Annotated in this window: 14 protein-coding genes and 1 pseudogene; 9 read left to right on the top strand and 6 right to left on the bottom strand. The window is 65.4% G+C overall.

The window, feature by feature from the left end; translation table 11 throughout:
* Positions 1 to 2 precede the first annotated feature (2 nt).
* From A9Z05_RS26215 to A9Z05_RS26240, 6 genes and pseudogenes are all read left to right on the top strand, one after another.
* Positions 3 to 788 (top strand): enoyl-CoA hydratase/isomerase family protein, encoded by a 786-nt coding sequence (locus A9Z05_RS26215; RefSeq protein WP_069620664.1) that lies wholly within the window; start codon positions 3 to 5, stop codon positions 786 to 788.
* A 36-nt stretch (positions 789 to 824) separates the two neighbouring features.
* The gene (locus tag A9Z05_RS26220; protein ID WP_069620665.1) at positions 825 to 2819 is read left to right on the top strand and encodes an acetyl/propionyl/methylcrotonyl-CoA carboxylase subunit alpha; all 1995 of its coding nucleotides are present in this window, start codon (positions 825 to 827) and stop codon (positions 2817 to 2819) included.
* A 529-nt stretch (positions 2820 to 3348) separates the two neighbouring features.
* A pseudogene (locus A9Z05_RS38475) lies at positions 3349 to 3779 on the top strand (STM2901 family protein).
* On the top strand, positions 3779 to 4117 hold the full coding sequence (locus A9Z05_RS26230; protein ID WP_069620666.1) for a DUF1493 family protein: 339 nt from the start codon (positions 3779 to 3781) through the stop codon (positions 4115 to 4117). The pseudogene A9Z05_RS38475 and the gene A9Z05_RS26230 overlap by 1 nt, the downstream one beginning before the upstream one ends.
* Positions 4118 to 4301: 184 nt before the next feature.
* A complete protein-coding gene (locus A9Z05_RS26235; RefSeq protein WP_069620667.1) occupies positions 4302 to 4505 on the top strand; it encodes a hypothetical protein in 204 nt (67 codons plus the stop codon).
* Positions 4506 to 4547: 42 nt separating this feature from the next.
* The gene (locus tag A9Z05_RS26240; RefSeq protein ID WP_069620668.1) at positions 4548 to 6662 is read left to right on the top strand and encodes a phosphocholine-specific phospholipase C; all 2115 of its coding nucleotides are present in this window, start codon (positions 4548 to 4550) and stop codon (positions 6660 to 6662) included.
* Here A9Z05_RS26240 and A9Z05_RS37040 read toward each other — a convergent pair.
* Positions 6593 to 6946, bottom strand: a complete 354-nt coding sequence (locus A9Z05_RS37040) for a hypothetical protein (protein ID WP_176730250.1) — start codon at positions 6944 to 6946, stop codon at positions 6593 to 6595. The two genes, A9Z05_RS26240 and A9Z05_RS37040, sit on opposite strands and share 70 nt — an antisense overlap.
* Positions 6947 to 7068: 122 nt before the next feature.
* On the opposite strand from A9Z05_RS37040, the gene A9Z05_RS26250 reads away from it, so the two are divergent.
* The 3 genes from A9Z05_RS26250 (at position 7069) to A9Z05_RS26260 (ending at position 10289) form a co-directional block, all read left to right on the top strand.
* Complete coding sequence (locus A9Z05_RS26250) at positions 7069 to 8211, top strand: DUF2827 domain-containing protein (protein WP_069620670.1); 1143 nt, start codon at positions 7069 to 7071, stop codon at positions 8209 to 8211.
* Positions 8212 to 8997: 786 nt separating this feature from the next.
* Positions 8998 to 9801, top strand: coding sequence for an EAL domain-containing protein (locus tag A9Z05_RS26255; protein WP_069620671.1), 804 nt, complete (start codon positions 8998 to 9000; stop codon positions 9799 to 9801).
* Positions 9802 to 9872: 71 nt separating this feature from the next.
* The gene (locus tag A9Z05_RS26260) at positions 9873 to 10289 is read left to right on the top strand and encodes a hypothetical protein (protein ID WP_069620676.1); all 417 of its coding nucleotides are present in this window, start codon (positions 9873 to 9875) and stop codon (positions 10287 to 10289) included.
* A 24-nt stretch (positions 10290 to 10313) separates the two neighbouring features.
* Here A9Z05_RS26260 and A9Z05_RS26265 read toward each other — a convergent pair whose 3' ends face one another.
* The 5 genes from A9Z05_RS26265 to A9Z05_RS36470 form a co-directional block, all read right to left on the bottom strand.
* Positions 10314 to 11450: a DUF2827 family protein gene (locus A9Z05_RS26265; RefSeq protein ID WP_069620672.1), complete on the bottom strand. Its 1137-nt coding sequence runs from the start codon at positions 11448 to 11450 to the stop codon at positions 10314 to 10316.
* A gap of 28 nt (positions 11451 to 11478) precedes the next feature.
* The gene (locus tag A9Z05_RS26270; protein ID WP_069620673.1) at positions 11479 to 12633 is read right to left on the bottom strand and encodes a DUF2827 domain-containing protein; all 1155 of its coding nucleotides are present in this window, start codon (positions 12631 to 12633) and stop codon (positions 11479 to 11481) included.
* A gap of 14 nt (positions 12634 to 12647) precedes the next feature.
* The gene (locus A9Z05_RS26275; protein WP_069620674.1) at positions 12648 to 13793 is read right to left on the bottom strand and encodes a DUF2827 domain-containing protein; all 1146 of its coding nucleotides are present in this window, start codon (positions 13791 to 13793) and stop codon (positions 12648 to 12650) included.
* A 387-nt stretch (positions 13794 to 14180) separates the two neighbouring features.
* Positions 14181 to 14849 carry an OmpA family protein gene (locus A9Z05_RS26280; RefSeq protein WP_069620675.1) on the bottom strand — a complete coding sequence of 223 codons (669 nt, stop codon included), beginning with the start codon at positions 14847 to 14849 and terminating at the stop codon, positions 14181 to 14183.
* Between the two features lie 120 nt (positions 14850 to 14969).
* Positions 14970 to 18053 (bottom strand): YadA family autotransporter adhesin (locus A9Z05_RS36470; protein ID WP_141723488.1); only part of this gene is annotated, 3084 nt, incomplete at its 5' end.

Below are 18053 nucleotides of genomic sequence, written 5' to 3' on the forward strand. Positions count from 1 at the left end.
CGATGCGATACGAAACGATCAAGGTAAGCGAAGCCGGCCGCGTGGCGACCGTCACGCTCGCGCGTCCCGACGTGCGCAACGCATTCAACGAGACGACGATCGCCGAGCTGACCACCGCGTTCGAATGGCTCGATGCGCACGAAGGCGTGCGCGCGATCGTGCTCGCCGCGGAAGGCGCCGCGTTCTGCGCGGGCGCGGACCTGAACTGGATGAAGAGGATGGCCGGTTATTCGGACGACGAGAACCGCGCCGATGCGCGCAAGCTCGCGCGGATGCTCGAAGCGATCCATCGCTGCGGCAAGCCGGTGATCGCGCGCGTGCATGGCGATGCGTATGCGGGCGGCGTGGGCCTCGTCGCGGCGGCCGACATTGCGTTCGCCGCGGACGGCGTGAAGTTCTGCCTGTCGGAAGCGCGGCTCGGGCTGATTCCCGCGACGATCGCGCCGTACGTCATCCGTGCGATGGGCGAGCGCGCGGCGCGGCGCTATTTCACGACGGCCGAAGTGTTCGACAGCGCGCGCGCCGCATCGCTCGGCTTCATTCACGATGCGGTGCCGGCCGACGCGCTCGACGAAACGGTCGCGAAGCTGGCCGCGACGCTCGTCGCGAACGGCCCCGATGCGGTGAGGGCGTGCAAGCGGCTCGTTGCGGACGTGGCCGGGCGCGCGCTCGACGCGACGCTGATCGAGCAGACCGCCGACTGGATCGCGAAGACCCGCGCCGGCGCGGAAGCGCGCGAAGGGATCGCGTCCTTCCTCGAAAAGCGCACGCCATCGTGGCGCGAATGATCGCGTGACCTTAACCTTCCGGACGACATCGAAGCCATGTTCGACAAGATTCTGATCGCCAACCGCGGCGAAATCGCGTGCCGCGTCGCCGCGACGTGCAAACGTCTCGGGATCGCGAGCGTCGCCGTCTATTCCGACGCGGATGCGAACGCGAAACACGTGGCCGCGTGCGACGAGGCCGTGCATATCGGCGGCTCGGCCGCGGCAGACAGTTACCTGCGCGTCGAGCGCATCATCGAAGCCGCGCGCGCGACCGGCGCGCAGGCAATTCACCCCGGCTACGGCTTTCTGTCGGAGAACGAAGATTTCGCGCACGCGTGCGAAGAGGCCGGCATCGTGTTCATCGGGCCGCCGGTCGACGCGATCGCGGCGATGGGCTCGAAGGCTGCCGCGAAGGCGCTGATGCACGCGGCCGCCGTGCCGCTCGTGCCGGGCTATCACGGCGACGACCAGGATGCGGCCAATCTGCATCGCGAAGCCGACCGGATCGGCTACCCGGTGCTGCTGAAGGCGAGCGCGGGCGGCGGCGGCAAGGGGATGCGCGTGGTCGAGCGCTCCGACGATTTCCCGGCGGCGCTCGCGTCGTGCCAGCGCGAAGCGGCCAGCAGCTTCGGCAACGATCGCGTGCTGATCGAGAAATACCTGACGCGCCCGCGTCACGTCGAAGTGCAGGTGTTCGGCGACACGCACGGCAATACCGTCTACCTGTTCGATCGCGACTGCTCGGTGCAGCGTCGTCACCAGAAGGTGCTCGAGGAAGCGCCGGCACCCGGTTTGCATGCGGACGTGCGCCAGGCGATGGGCGAAGCGGCCGTCGCGGCCGCGCGCGCGGTGGGCTACGTCGGTGCGGGCACCGTCGAATTCATCATGACGGGCGAAGCGTTCTACTTCATGGAGATGAACACGCGCCTGCAAGTCGAGCATCCGGTGACCGAGATGGTCACGGGGCTCGATCTCGTCGAATGGCAATTGCGCGTCGCGTCGGGTGAGCCGCTGCCGCTGAAGCAGGAAGAGTTGCACGTGCACGGCCATGCGCTCGAGGCGCGCCTGTACGCGGAGAACCCCGCACGCGGCTTCCTGCCGTCGACGGGTACGCTGAAGCATCTGCGGTTGCCGGCAGGCGCCGAATTCGACATCGGGGCGGCGGTGCGCGTCGACAGCGGCGTGCGCGAGGGCGATGCGATCACGCCGTTCTACGATCCGATGATCGCCAAGCTGATCGTGCACGGCGCGGATCGCGCGGAAGCATTGAGCCTGATGCTGCGTGCGCTGCGCGCGTGCGAAGTGGTCGGCCTGCATACCAACGCCGCGTTCTTGCAGCGGATCGTCGCATGCGCGCCGTTCGCGATCGCCGATCTCGACACGGGCCTGATCGAGCGCAACCACGATGCGCTGTTCGCGCCGCAACAGCCGCCGCGTGCGATGCTCGCACTCGCATGTGCCGCGCTCCTGGCACGCGAGCGTGGCGGCGCCGCGCAGGACGGCGCGTCGCCGTGGTGTTCGCTGCCGGACTGGCGGCTGAACGGCGGCTATCGCCGCACGCTCGAATGGCGTGCGACCGATCGCGAAGCGGACGTGACGGTTGCGTACGAGGACGACGGCGCCGGCACGCGCGTCGCGATCGGCGACGCCGCCGCACAACCGTTCGCGTGGACGCGCGGCGCCACGCCGCTCGATTTCGACGTGACGCTGGGCGGCGTGCGCAGCAGCGGCCGCGTGTATGCGGACGGCGACACGTTCCACGTGTTCACGCAGGGCGCGGCCGAGACGTTCGAATGGCGCAACCTGCTTGCGCATGCGGGGGACGCGGAGCAGGGCGGCGGCCGCCTCACCGCGCCGATGCCCGGCAAGGTGATCGCGGTGCTGGTCGAGCCGGGGCAGAAGGTCGAAGCCGGCACGCCGCTGATCGTGATGGAAGCGATGAAGATGGAGCACACGATCGGCGCGCCGAGCGCGGGCGTCGTCGCGGAAGTGCTGTACGGCGTCGGCGATCAGGTCGCGGACGGTGCGCAGTTGCTGATGATGGCGTAAGACTGAGCGTTGCATACGCGTGAGGGCCGTTGCCGGCTCTCACGCAGGGGCCATCGTGCCCCGTATTATCCGAGCGCCCCGACGCCCTCCGGCTGTGGATACTTGATGTGCCTGCATCAGGACGACATTGCATTCTTGTGTTGTGATCGTCGATCTTGTCGCGCGCAGACAAAAACAAATAATTTGCGTGCCGCATCTTCGAGATTTTTGAATAATCCCGGGATTCTCGCCGGTAACAGCCGCTCGACATGCGCTGTCGCGCTGCCTTGCACCGGTTTGCCCGTTGCAACAGTTGTTCAAAGATCGAAACCGGTCCGGTCCGGACTACTTCGCCAAAACGAACTGACTGCTTCCTCTTGTGGAGAAAGGCTGCACGCGATCGGGGCTGCTTCCGCGGGTGTCCGGAAAATCAGACTCGTTTGGAGAAACGGCTGCGCGTTCCTGTCCATGCGCGACATGGCTGCGTTAGCGTACCCGCCGGGATGTGCGGCCCGGTGTCCTGCGCAATGTAGCCGAGAGAAAGACTGAGATGGCGAACAAATATAAGTATGGAATTCACATTGACCTTACCCCGCCAGAACTTTTCTGCCTGATTGTTATCGATGTGGCCTGTGAGGAGTTGGGTATCGATGATGCTGTCGGAATCGCAATGATTTTGTTGGGTCAAAGGTTTGTGCCGACCAGGGGAAATTCGGCGGAGCGGTCAAGGGAACCTCAATCGCATCCAGGGTATCGAGAAAGGTGTTGCCCTATGAACTCAAGTACAAAATTCTGCCAACGGTAACGTCATTCAGGAGTCTCCTGCTGCTCAAGATCAAATTTACCCGGGAGCTCGGCGCCTTTGTCGGGCGGGCCGTACCGGTGGTGGGTTGGGTCATTACCGCTATCGATATATCGGTCATCATGTATCGCTCGACAGTCACGTACAATGGCTTGGTCAAGCAAGAGGATCGCTTTTAATGGACGGTCGTCTGATAGAGATGGTGCGGGAAGAGGCCGATTCGCCACTATGGGGCGAGCTGGAGCTTACCGAGGACACGGATCTCTGCATCGATCTTGAAATTTCCGACAGGGCCATGTCGAGATTGATGCGGAGATTTTCGGAAACGTTTGGTGTCGATATTTCCGATTTCGACATTGATTATTATTACCCGTCCCGGAAACTGGGATTGGGTCGACTCTTGATGACGGTATTCAGGTCGCCATTCAGCGCCGACGCCAGGGACAAAATACTGGAGCGTCCGCTCACGATCAAAATGATGGAGGCGGCGATTGAAACCGGGCGGTGGACGATGTAGCGGCTCGAAAAAGGGCCAGTCGATGGCGCACCTGCGATTTCCGCACCAACGCGGGGATCTGTCTGCGCATCGGCTGCTGTCGCTCGACACCGTCGTGTAACAAGTCGAACATAGCATCTCGGCGTCGATATGACCGGCGCGGGTTCGCGTCCGCGTCACGTCATCATCCTCACGGAGAACCGTTATGCGAACGTCGGCCCTACGGCCTTTCGCGGTCGCCGGTCTGGTCGTGCTGAGCGCCGTCCTCGGCGCCTGCAACGACGACCTGACCGCACCCGCCGCGCCCGTCGCGCAGCAGAAGGCCGCGTGCGGCGGCGCCGTGGTCGCCACCGCGCAGATGCGCTGCCCGCCGGGCTTCACCGCGCCTGCTTCGTCGCCCGCTTCCTGATACCGGCCGTTTCCACCAGAAATCCCATCAAGCGCAACCAGCATGGCCATCCATTCTCGACGCGATTTTCTGAAGTTCTCGGCCGGCCTCGCCGGCGCGACCGCCGCCACCGCACTGCTGCCGGAATCGATCCGCAAGGCGCTGGCGGTCGAGCCGAACACCGTGACGGGCACGATCCAGGATGTGCAGCACATCGTCGTGTTCATGCAGGAGAACCGTTCGTTCGACCACTACCTCGGACACCTGAGCGGCGTGCGCGGCTACAACGACCGCTTCCCGGTCACGCTGCCGAACGGCAAGCCGGTGTGGTTCCAGCCGCGCCAGGAAGACAAGTCGAGCGTGATCGCACCGTTCCGCTACGACACGACCAACCCGGGCGTCAACGCGCAATGTATCGGCGGCCTGCCGCATACGTGGGCGACGACGCACGGCGCGATCGACAACGGCCGCGCGGACCAGTGGGCCGTGCAGAAGTCGAACATGACGATGGGCTATCACGTTCGCGACGACATCCCGTTCCATTACGCGCTCGCGGATGCGTTCACGGTGTGCGACAACTACTTCTGCTCGATCCCGGGCAACACGCACCCGAACCGCATGTACCTGATGACGGGCATGGTCGATCCGCTCGGCACGGGAGGCGGCCCGCTGCTCGACAACACCGACTACATCGACAACCAGTTCGACAAGGTCCAGTTGCCGCCCTTCAACTGGACGACCTACCCGGAGCGGCTCGAAAAAGCCGGCATCTCGTGGCAGATCTATCAGCAGGGCACCGGGTTCGACAACTTCACCGGCAACTACGGCACGAACATGCTCGCGTGCTTCAACAACTTCGTGAACGCGCCGGCCGGTTCGTCGCTGCAGACGCGCGGGATGAGCACGCGCCCGATCACGCAGCTCAAAGCGGACGTGCAGGCGAACGCGCTGCCGCAGGTGTCGTGGCTGCTGCCGCCGGCCGCGTATTCGGAGCATCCGAAGTTCACGCCGCTGTACGGTGCGTACTACCTGTCGACGATCCTCGATGCGCTGACGTCCAATCCGGACGTGTGGAGCAAGACGGTCCTGCTGATCATGTACGACGAAAACGACGGCTTCTTCGACCATGTCGTGCCGCCGTCGGCGCCGACGCTGCCCGGCTCGGGCATGAGCACCGTGGACGTATCGCTCGAGCGGCACAACGTCGTGACCGCGACGCAAGCCGGCACCTATACGGCCGACAACCTGCCGTACGGCCTTGGCCCGCGCGTGCCGATGTTCGTCGTGTCGCCGTGGTCGAAGGGCGGCTTCGTGTGCTCGCAGGTGTTCGATCACACGTCGGTGCTGCAATTCATCGAGAAGCGCTTCGGCGTGATGGAGACCAACATCTCGCCGTGGCGCCGCGCGATCTGCGGCGACCTGACGTCGGCGCTCGACTTCTCGAAGTCGGATGCGACGCTGCCGACCCTGCCGAGCACGCAGGCGTATGTCGCGCAGGCGGATCTGCAATGCTCGCGCGCGTCGTCGCAGACCGCGCCGGCCAGCACCGCGCAGCAGATCGTGACCGCGCAGGAACCCGGCACGCGGCCGGCCCGCGCGCTACCGTACGAATTGCACGTGACCGGCCAGCTGCAGGCGCAAGGCTATGCGGTGACGTTCGTGAATACCGGCACGCAGGGCGCGCATTTCTGGGTCTATACGGGCGACCCCACCGCGATGCCGCGCCGCTATACGGTCGAAGCGGGCAAGCAGTTGACCGATACGTGGGCGCTCGATGCGAACGGCAACTACCTGGTGAGTGTGTGGGGGCCGAACGGCTATTTCCGGCGCTTCGCGGGTTCGGCCGCCGCGGATGGCGCTGCCAAGCCTGAAATCACGCCGTGCTACGACACCGCGAACGGCGACGTTTACGTGACGATCGCCAATGCCGGCACCGGCCCGCTCACGGTCACGGCGACCGATGTCGCGTACGGCGGCGCGGCGCGCACGCTGACGGTCCCGGCGGGGCAGCGCGTCGAAGCGCATTGGGACCTGTCGTGCAGCAGCCACTGGTACGACCTGCAGTTCGCCGTGGCGGGCAATGCCGGCTGGACGCGCCGCATCGCGGGTCACGTCGAAACCGGCAAGCCGAGCATCACCGACCCGGCGGCCGTCACGCCGACGATCGCGGCGATCTGACGACGGCAACCGATGCGACGACGCGCCGGCCGGTCGCATCCGGCCGGCGCGTCGCGTTTACCGATCGTTGACGGTGCGGCGGCCGCGTCAGCGATTCGCGCGGTGCGCTTCAGCGCGGCGCCCCGCCCGGAAGCGCTTTCCCGCGAGCGCCGCGCCGGTTCATCGTGGAGGATCTGGAGGACTTGCGCGGCGTCGTGTTCCATTCGATGATCGCGGTGCGGTGAGGTCGCCAGCTGCCCGCTCGAATGCCGCGAGAAAAACCGGCTGCCGGGCGGCGCGAGCATCGCATAACGTTCGGGCGGATGGGCACGGCCGGACCGGCCGCTGACCATCCCTGACAGTGTGCGGCCGGCGCTCCGCTAGAATGCGCCATGCCATCCCCATTCAACTTTCCATCCCGCCGACGATGACGTCTCCTGCCCTGACCGGCCTGCGCATCGGTATCACGATCGGATTGCGTGCCCCCGACGAAAGCCTGTGGATCAACGGCATCAAGCAGAACGCGCTGTTTCTCGCGAAGCTGTTGATGGCGTCGCCGCACGGTTACCGTGTGACGCTGGTCAACACGACCGACGTGCCGCTGACCGACGCCCTGCCGTGGGATCGCGGCGTGTACGACACGCGCGCGTTCGCCGACATGAAGGATGCGCTCGACGTGGTGATCGAACTCGGCGGGCAGATCGATGGCGAGCAGACGGCCTACCTGAAAGCGCGCGGCGCGAAGCTCGTCAGCTATTGCTGCGGGGTCGAGTACATCAACGCGATGGAGTCGATGCTGTTCGGCCGCCGGTTGTGGGAGTCGCTGTTCATCAACCGCGGCTACGACGAGGTGTGGGCGATTCCGCAGATCGCGCCGTCGTCGCTGCCGTTCCTGCAGTCGCTGCGCCGCTGTCCGGGGCGCGTCGTGCCGTTCGTGTGGGATCCGATGTTCCTGACCGAGCGCGCGCGGTCGCTGCCCGAGCACGGCGAATACCGGCCGCGCAGCGAGCCCGGCAAGCGGCTCACGGTGATGGAGCCGAACCACAACGTCGTGAAGTTCTGCGTGTATCCGATGCTGATCATCGACGAAGCGTATCGCCGCGACCCCGACGCGATCTGCTTCACGCACGTGACGAACGCCGATCGCCTCGCACACGACAGCCCCGAGTTCGTGATGCTGATGAACTACCTGGATATCGTGCGCGCCGGCAAGGCGAGCTTCGTCGGGCGCTTCGATACGCCGCTGTTCCTGGCCGACCTGACCGATATCGTCGTGTCGCACCAATGGTCGAATCCGCTGAACTATTTCTATTTCGACGTGTGCTGGCAGGGTTATCCGCTCGTGCACAACGCGAGTCTCGCGCCCGATCTGGGCTACTACTATCCGGACAACGACGTGCAGCAGGGCGCCGATGCGCTGCTGCGCGCGCTCCATACGCACGACGACGATTGGCAAGCGTATGCGCGGTGCCAGCGCGAGATCCTTCGCCGTTACACGTCGGCGAATCCGGCGCTCGTCGCCGAGTACGACGCGCTGCTCGCGAACCTGATCGGCGCGCCGGCCGCCTGAGGCCGGGTTTCCGCGGCGCACGTTCGTTGCGCCCCGCCCGTCTTGCGCCGTCGGGTTTGTCCCGCCCTCATGTCTGACGAAATGATGCCGTTAAAAAAGAAACCGACGAACCCGATGGGTTCGTCGGTTTTGAAGGCACGAAATTGACGGCTCCGAGGGAAGTCCGTCAAAAACAAGTTTATAGGTTAACAAGTTGGAAAGATTGTTAAATATGTTTCGATCTATCATCTTCATATAATTGAAATTGGTATTATCGGTTAAGCGATGGGTATTCCTGTTCGGCATTTAATAATATCGTTTGAAACGTGAAAATTGCGTGCTGCGATGATCGAATGGCGCGCGGCGGCACGCGTGACACGGGAGACCGCATGCAAGGAGAGCGGCATGTCGCCCCGACATATCGAGCGCGGGCGCTACTTCATTGCATGGTATTTATCTGATCAATTGACGGTTTCGTGTTTCTCGCAACAGGCAAATTCGGGAAAAGACGATTCGGATAAAACCGTCTGAATGAAAAAAAGTAAGTGATTCGGATTTGAGGTTCGCGTAATTTGCGTTGTGTAACCTGTCGCACTGTCGGCAGTGTGCGCGCGTGGTGTATTCCAAGTAATCGAATATCGTAAAAATATCGAATTTGACGGCGCCGAAGCGACCAGTACGCTCCCCGGAAAAAATCGACATACAGGATGGGCCGGGTAGGCGGCGGAGCGCGTCGAGGTTGCTGCGTTCCGCCTGGGTGTTGAGGTCGAGCCGCGATCGGCGGCTCGCCATTTGCCGGAGCGCCGGATGAATGCGGTCGAAGCTCGCCAGGAGGCGAATCGGAAAGCGAATCGCGACGAAATCGATCTCGTGTTCGGCGCGCGCGACGATCACCCCGACCTTGCGTCGGTACGCAGTTTCGTCGAAAGCCGGCTCGGATTCGCGCACGAGCCCGTGTGCCGCGCCGACCTGTCTGGCGGCGTGCTGTACGAGGAGCGCCTGGCGCGGTTGCGGTGGGGCGAGCGCGATGCGCTGCCGCCGCTCGCCTTCCTGCCGCGTCTCGAATCGCTCGGCCTGATGCGCTGGTTCGACCGGCTGGTGGTCGGCCGCACGATCGATGCGCTGCGCGCCGATCCGGGCGCCGTGTACGGTTGCAACGTCGCGGCGGCAAGTGCGGTCGTGGACGACGCGTGGCTCGCGATTTTCAGGCGGCTCGAGCGCGAGCCGTCGGTGGCGGCGCGGCTGGTCGTCGAGATCACGGAGACGGGGCCGTTGAACCCCGTCGCGGGCCGGTCGTTCGTGTACCGCTTCCGGCAGGCCGGGTGCCGGATCGCGATCGACGATTTCGGTGTCGGTTTCAGTGCATTGAACAATCTGGTGGTCGGCAATCCCGACATCGTGAAGCTCGACCGCTCGATCCTGTCGATGATCAAGCACAACGCGATCGGGCGCTACCAGTTCCGGCGGCTGATCGCGTTTGCGCATGAAGGTGCGCGGCACGTCGTCGTCGAAGGCGTGGAAAGCGAGACTGACCGGCAGATGATCGTGGATGCCGGCGTCACGTGGGCGCAGGGCATTCGCTTTTCATGGCGATCGCCGGCCGCCGCGTGACCGCGGGAACGGGCAGGGCGGCGCGCGGGGTGCGCGTCGGGGGCGGGACGAATCGCAAAAGGGGCGTGGGCATGGCGGGGACGAAAGCCGGAGGCGGAACGGGCACGCAGGCAACCGATGTGCGCGACCTGGTCGCGATCGCCGAATTGGCCGACATACTGGGGCAACTGGGCGCCGAATCGACCGATGCGCCGATCGATGTCGCGCCCTGTCTGGACGGCCTGACACGCGTCGCGCGCCGTATTCGACGGATGAGCCTGCTCGATGCGGGTGGCCGCGAGCTGGCGGCCCGGCACTATTATGCGGGCGTCATCGCCGGCGCGTGCGGCGACGAGTCGGCGATCGCGCGCGGCGTATCCGACAGCCTCGTCCGGCAATCGGCCGACGCAGGCCGGTCGGCAGCCCGTTGTTTCGCGATGCTCGCGCGCATCGGGCGGCGGCATGGCCGTGCGTTCGCCGCACAAAGCGGCGACCGGGTACTGGCGTAACGCAACCGGCGCGTGCGCGGGCAATCAGCCGAGCGGGCGGCCGGCAAACAGGTGCTGGATCTGCGTGGAATAGGCGCGGACGTTGTGCTCGGCGAGCGTGTCGACCTGGTGCAGGCAGCGGCGGGCGGCCGCCGCGTAGTCGTCGAGCTGTGCGTCGTGCGTCTGCGCGGCGGTCGCGATCGCGCGCGCCGCATCGAAGATCTCGAAGTCCGGATAGTAGTAGCCGACGTCGCGCAGAAACGGCGAGTTGTGCACGAGCGGGTAGTTGCCGTACAGCGCGTCGTACAGCAGGTAGTTCAGGCCGTTTTCCCAGTGGTGCGACACGACGATGTCGGTGTGATGCGCGGCCCACGCGACGAACGGCGCGCGCACGTCGGCGGTGGCCTTGCCGTCGCGCACCATCTCGAGCCCGAGCGCGAGATGCTTGAAGGCGACGTTTTCCTTCTTGTCGAACGTGTTGGTCATGTACACGTGCTCGACGAGCTCCGGATGCTCGACGTAGCACGCGTTCGCGGCGAGCATCGGCACGATCGCGCTCTTCACGACGTTCAGGTTCGGCTCGAAGAACGCGATGCGCTTGGCCGGGCCGTGGTTGCGATAGCCGAAGCGCGCCTTCAGTTCAGGGTCCGCGTCGAGGCTGCGTTCGATGAAATACGGCGACCAGATATGCGGCAGCTCGATCACCGGCGCGCGGTACACGGCCTGGAAATACGCGGCGCACGTGTGCATGTGCTGCGGATTGGTCCAGATCTCGTCGAACTGCACGCGGTGCGGGTTCGGCCGCCAGTCGTTCTTCTCGAAGTTGATCGTCTCGACCGCGATCACGTAGTCGTTACCGAAGCGATACGACACGCACTTGCCGCCGCGCTGGCGCACGACGTCCGTGTGCGACGGATCGACGAACGCGTTCATCTCGATCAGCAGGTCGGTCTGGTGGACGACGGCCGACAGCGGCCGCAGCGCGTCGCCGAACGCGTCCATCATCAGCGCCTGCGGATACCCGGTGATGCCGTCGTCGTGCGCGAGCCAGACCTCGCCGATCAACGGCGATTGCTTCAGCAGCATGTACAGGTACACGCAGTGCTGGTTCGCGCCGTTGTACCAGATCGACTGCGTCGCGTCGCGCTGCACGTTGATCGTTATCGCGACATTGAGTTTCATCGGCTCGGCTCCGTGGGGCGAGGATCTGTCATGCGTCGCGATAGAGCGTGGCGATCGCGTCCGTATAGGCCGCGACGTTGTCGGGGTTGTAGATGCTGACCGAATCGAGCACGTGCTTCGACTGCTCGCGATACGCGTCGAGGTTCGCGTCGTGCTCGGCGAACGCCTGCAGCAGCGCGCGGCCGCCGGCCTGACAGTCGAAATCCGGATAGAAATACCCGGCCTTGCCGAGGAACGGCGAGTTGTGGATCAGCGGATAGTCGCCGTACAGCAGCTCGTAATACAGGTAGTTCTGCGCGTTCTCCCACGTGTGCGACACCACCGCATCGCCGTACGCGGCCATGAACTCGTACACCGCATAGCGGCTTTCGAACGTCGTGATGCCGTGGTTCACGATGTCGAGGCTCTTCGCGAAGTGGATGAACGTCGCGTGATCCTTCAGGTGGATCGTGTTGCACACGCGCACGAATTCGAGGAATGTCGGATTCGCGCGGTAGGCTTCCTCGGTGACCAGCATCGGAATGATGCTCGTCTTCACCATGCAGATGTTCGGCTCGAACATCGTCACGCGCCAGCGCGGCTTGCCCGGTTGATAGCCGAACGACAAACCGGCGCCGAGCGTCGCGCGCGCCTTGTCGAACAGCATCGGATGCCAGATGTGCGGAACGATCGTGACCGGCGCGCGCAGGCCCGTCTGGTAGTAGTGCAGGCACGAGCGCTCGAACTCGGGGATCGTCCACACCGCGTCGTACGGCGCGCCCGAGAACAGGAAGCCCGACGGCTTGTCGAACATCGCGCGTTCGATGTCGATCACATAGTCGTTGCCGACCCGCATCGTGACGACCTTGCCGCCGCGCTCGCGGAACGCGCGCAGATAGTCCGCGCCGAACTGCGCGCTCATTTCGATCAGCACGTCGCAGCGCTCGAGCGCTTCGTCCATCGACAGCAGCGGCACGTTCCACTCGCCGAGCATCATCTGTGGATCGGCAACTTGTTCGCCGCCGTTCACCATCACGGCATCCGCGACGAGCGGCGACTGGCGCAGCAGCAGGATCAGCAGCAGGCAGTTCTGGAAAATGCCGTTTTCCCACAGCGACTGGCCGGCGCCGCGCACGAACAGCGACACGCCGACGACGAGACGCTTGCCCTCGCCGGGCGCTTGACGGGCATTGGAGTCCGACATGCGTATGCTCCGGTTCAGGCGACCAGACGCGAGACGAACGCGTCGAGGTTCGCGGGGTTGTCGATCGAGACCGAGTGCAGCAGCCGGTCGGCCTTCGCACGGTAGTCGTCGACGCGTTCGTCGTGATGCAGCCACGCCTCGAGCAGCGCGCGGCCGCCGGCGGCGGCGTCGAAGTCCGGGTAGTAATAGCCGGCGTCGCCGATCAGCGTCGAGTTGTGGATCAGCGGATAGCCGCCGTACAGCACGTCGTAATACAGATAGTTCTGCCCGTTTTCCCAGTGGTGCGACACGACCGCATCCGCGTGGCGCGCCATGAAGCTTGGCAGGTCGATGCGCGGCTCGAACGTCGCCTTGTGCTGGCGCACGAGATCGAGGCTGTTCGCGAAGTGCACGAAGGTCGGATGCTCCTTCATGTGCATCGAGTTGACGACGAACATGTGTTGCACCGCATCAGGCCGCGCGCGGTAGAGCTCGTCGCACGCGAGCATCGGGTAGTGACAGGACTTCACGACCGAGATGTTCGGTTCGAGCATCGCGAGCTTCCATGGCCGCGGGCCGGGCCGATAGCCGAACGTCGCGCCTTCGTCGGCGAGCGCGGCCACGCGGCGCTCGAGGAAGTACGGCGACCAGATGTGCGGCATCAGGTGCACGGGGGCGCGCAGGATCGTCCGCAGCATCGGCGCGGCGGTCTTGTCGTATTGCGGCAGCAGCCACACTTCGTCGAAAGGTGCGCCGTTGAACACGTGCCCCGACGGTTTCCCGAAGATCGGCGTTTCGCCCAGCCCCGCATACACGTGCCCGCAGAAGAACGCGGCGGTCTTCTTGCCGAGCGCCTTCATGTGCCGGAGCCATTCGACCGGCAACTGCGCGCCCATTTCGATCACGACGTCGAGTTCGTGCGTGACGTCGGCGGGTTTCACGAGCGGGATGTCGAGGCCGTCGAGTTCGAGGCCGACCGGCAGTGCGTTGGCGTCGCCACCGTTCAGGAAATAGACGGGGCCGACGCGATCCGAGCGTTTGAGCATCATCGCGAGGAATGCGATGTTCTGGTGAATGCCGTTTTCCCAGATCGCCTGGCCGTCGCGCGCAAACAGCGAGATGCCGACCGCCGGCCGTTGCTTGCGGGTGCCGCCCGCGGCGGCTTCATTGATGTCCGTCACCGGTTGTTTCCTCTGCGGCGTCGTGCGTCCGGCATCGCGTCGAGCGTCTGGCCGGCAGCGGCGCGCCGTGGATCGTCATGGTTGGATTCGCGCCGGTGCGCTGCGGTGCGCGAATCGGGCGACGAGATTCGCGAAGGCGGCAGCCGGATTCCGGCGTGTCGTCGGGCACGCGTGGCACGGCGCGCGTCGGGCAGGCTGCCCCGGCGACTGTTTGCGGCGATTGTGGCATGGAAACCGCCAGTTTTGGCGGCGCGTGACGAACTTTGACATAGCCGGCGGCCAACGGGAGCGGGCGCAGGCGAAGCGGCGCCCCGGCGGTCCGGCGGAATTCCGGCGCGGCGCTGCGGCCTGCCGGATCGCGCGGCCGCATGGGCGGCCGCAGGCGCGTCAGTGCTGCAGCCGGATTTCGACGCGACGGTTGCTGGCGCGGCCTTCCGGCGTCGCGTTCGAGGCGACCGGATCGGCCTTGCCGCGGCCCGAGACCGTCATCGAATCGGTCTTCAGCCCATGCGCCTTCAGATAGGCGGCGACCGATTCGGCGCGGCGCTTCGACAGCGCGAGGTTGTAGTCGTCGCTGCCCACCGAGTCGGTGAAGCCGGTGACCGTCACCAGCGAGTACGTGCGCTCGGCGCGCTCGCTCAGCAGCCGGTCCAGCGATTCGCGCGCGGTCGGCGCGAGCGTCGCGCGATCGGTCGCGAACAGCGCGTCGCCCGACAGGTTCACGCGTTCGACAACGGCGGCAGCGGGTGCGGGTGTGGCGCCCGAGGCCGCCTCGGCCGGCGCGGCGCCGCACTGGAAGACCAGCGTGGCCGGATCGGATTTGTCGCGCAGCGCGCGGGCCGAGTCGACGGCGCGCACGGGCGCGTCGCCGCAGATCTTGCGGGCGGCCTTCATGCAGGTCTGCGGGCCCGACAGCAGGCCGTGGCAGTCCACCTGGAAGGTGCGCACGCCGTCGCGCGGCTGCAGTTCGGAGGCGCTGAAGGTCGGGCCGGATGCGGTCGAGCACGCGGCGAGGACCGTTGCGGAAAGCGCGAGCGCAAAAGCGAGTTTGTTCACGGTGACGTCCTTAAAGCTTGGGTTGACCGAGGCCCGCCGCGCGGTGCGCGGCGGGCTCGTCCTGCCGTCGGCGCCGCGGGCGTCCGGCTGGCAAGCCGGACGCGCGGGCGGTGCGACGCGTTACTTCCACTGATACAGCATGCCGGCGCCGATCACCTTCTGACCGCCGCTGAAGCCGCCGTTGACCGACGCCTTCAGGTTCTCCGTGATACGCGCCTGCATGCTGACCGCCATCGCCTTCTGGCCGAGGAAGGTCGATGTGCCCACGCCCATCCCGAAGTTGGCGTCGCGGTCGAGTTGCGGGATCGACGCCATCGCGCCGACGGCCGCGATACCCTGCTTCGCCATCTGGTCGGTTTGCTGCAGTTGCGAACCCAGCGAGTTGATCTGTGCCTGCTGGCCCGACAGTGCCGTCGACAGCGTCGTCTGCACTTGCGTCAACTGGTTCACGTTCACCGCGTCGGTGCCTTGCGTACCCGGCGCGACGTTCGTGATCTGGCGCTGCTGCGTGTCGCTGCCGACCGATACCACGTTTGAACGGCCGCCGTCCGTCGAATTCGCGCCGATCGCCACCGAGTTCGAGCCGGCGGTGACGGTCGGGTGATCGTTGCCGCTGCCGTTCATGTCGGCCGCCACGCCGTTGTTGTTCGCCGCACGCGTCGTGTTGTTGTTGAGCGTCGTCGACAACTGATTCAACTGGTTGTTGATGTTCGTCACGCCAGTCGACAGCGAGGCCACCGTGCTGTTGGTCGAACTCAGGCCGGTCGACAGCGAGCCGAGGCCGGTCGAGGTCGACGTGGACAGCGACGTGAGGTTGCTGTTCGTCGAACTGAGGCCCGTCGACAGCGAGTTGATCGCGGTCGAGGTCGACGTGGACAGCGAGGCCACGTTGCTGTTCGTCGTGCTCAGGCCGGTCGACAGCGAATTGATGCCGGTCGACAGCGACGCGACGTTCGACGCGGTGGACGTCGACAGCGTGTTGAGCGCGTTGTTCGTCGCGTTCAGCTGGCTGCCGTTGATCGCGTCCGTGCTCGTGGCCGAGATCCGGCCCGCGGCGACGTTCGTGATCTGGCGTTCCTGGCCCGGTGCGCCGACGCTCACCACGCCGACCGGCGAGCTGCCCGCGAACGGGTAGGTGACGCCGCCGATCGTGGCGCTCGGGGTGCCGACGGCTGCCGCCGTGACCGAGTTCGCGCCGAGTGCGATCGAGTTCGCGACGTTCGCTTGCGCGTTCGTGCCGAAGGCGAGCGCGTCGGCGGCCGTGGCCTTGGCGGCCGAGCCGTAGGCCTGTGCGCCGGCGGCGCTGGCCGTGGCCTGGCTGCCCAGTGCGATCGTGTTGTCCGCGGTGGCTTGGTTCGAGCTGCCGAGGGCGAGCGCGCTGGCGCCGGTTGCCGTGTTCTGGTTGCCGAGGGACACCGTGCCGTCGCCGGTCGCCGTGTTGTTCGCACCCATCGCCACGGCCCCGGTGCCCGTCGCCACGTTCGGATCGCCGATCGCGACCGCGCCGTCGCCGGACGCCGTGTTGCCGGAGCCGATCGATACGGCCTTGCCGCCCGTTGCCGATGCGCTCTGGCCGATCGCGACCGCGCCTGCCGTCTGCGCGTTCGAACCGTCGCCGACTGCGACGCTGCTCGCGCCCGCCGCGCTGGCGTTCACACCGGCGGCGAGGGCGTTGGTGCCCGTTGCACCCGTATTGTCGTAGTTGGCTTGCTGCACGCCGTTGTCGTTGACGCTGTAGTAGTGCGTCTTCGCGGCGTTGATCGCGGTGGAGGTCGACGTGGACAGCGATGCCACCGAGCTGTTCGTGCTGCTCAGGCCGGTGGACAGCGAGCCGATGCCGGTCGACGTCGACGTGGACAGCGACACGATCGTGCTGTCCGTGCTGCTCAGGCCGGTGGACAGCGAGTTGATGCCGGTCGAAGTCGAGGTCGACAGCGACGTGATCGAGCTGTTGGCGGACGACAGGCCGGTCGACGTGGAGGTCGACAGCGACGTCACCGAGCTGTTGGTCGAGCTCAGGCCGGTGGACAGCGAGTTGATACCGGTCGAAGTCGAGGTCGACAGGGACGTGATCGAGCTGTTCGCCGAGGACAGGCCGGTCGACGTGGAGGTCGACAGCGACGTCACCGAACTGTTGGTCGAGCTCAGACCGGTGGACAGTGAGCTGATGCCCGTCGAGGTCGAGGTCGACAGCGAGGTGATCGAGCTGTTGGCTGACGACAGACCCGTCGAGGTTGAAGTCGACAGGGAATCGATCGAGCTGTTAGCGGACGACAGGCCGGTCGAGGTTGAAGTCGACAGCGACGTAATCGAGCTGTTGGCTGACGAGAGGCCCGTCGAAGTCGAAGTCGACAGGGACGTGATCGAGCTGTTGGCCGAAGAAAGGCCGGTCGAGGTCGAAGTCGACAGCGACGTGATGGAGCTATTCGCCGACGACAGGCCGGTCGACGTGGAGGTCGACAACGACGTCACCGAGCTATCGGTCGAGCTGAGGCCCGTCGACAGCGAATTGATACCCGTCGAGGTCGAGGTCGAGAGCGAGGTGATCGAGCTATTGGCCGACGACAAGCCGGTCGAAGTCGAGGTCGACAGGGACGTGATCGAGCTATTGGCCGACGACAGGCCCGTCGAGGTCGACGTGGACAGGGACGTGATCGAGCTGTTGGCCGACGAAAGGCCAGTCGAGGTCGAAGTCGACAGCGACGTGATCGAGCTGTTGGCCGACGAAAGGCCAGTCGAGGTCGAAGTCGACAGCGACGAGATCGAGCTGTTAGCCGACGAGAGACCGGTGGACGTGGAAGTCGACAGCGACGTCACCGAGCTATCGGTCGAGCTAAGGCCTGTCGACAGCGAGTTGATGCCGGTCGAGGTCGACGTGGACAACGACGTGATCGAGCTATTCGCCGACGACAGGCCGGTCGACGTGGAGGTCGACAGCGACGTCACCGAGCTATCGGTCGAGCTGAGGCCCGTGGACAGCGAGTTGATGCCGGTCGAGGTCGACGTGGACAACGACGTGATCGAGCTGTTAGCCGACGAGAGACCGGTGGACGTGGAAGTCGACAGCGACGTTACCGAGCTATTGGTCGAGCTGAGGCCCGTCGACAGCGAATTGATACCCGTCGAGGTCGACGTCGACAGTGAGGTGATCGAGCTATTGGCCGACGACAAGCCGGTCGACGTAGAGGTCGACAGCGACGTCAC

Origin of the sequence: Burkholderia sp. A2, assembly GCF_001729305.1 — a bacterium.
GTDB classification, from domain to species: domain Bacteria; phylum Pseudomonadota; class Gammaproteobacteria; order Burkholderiales; family Burkholderiaceae; genus Burkholderia; species Burkholderia sola.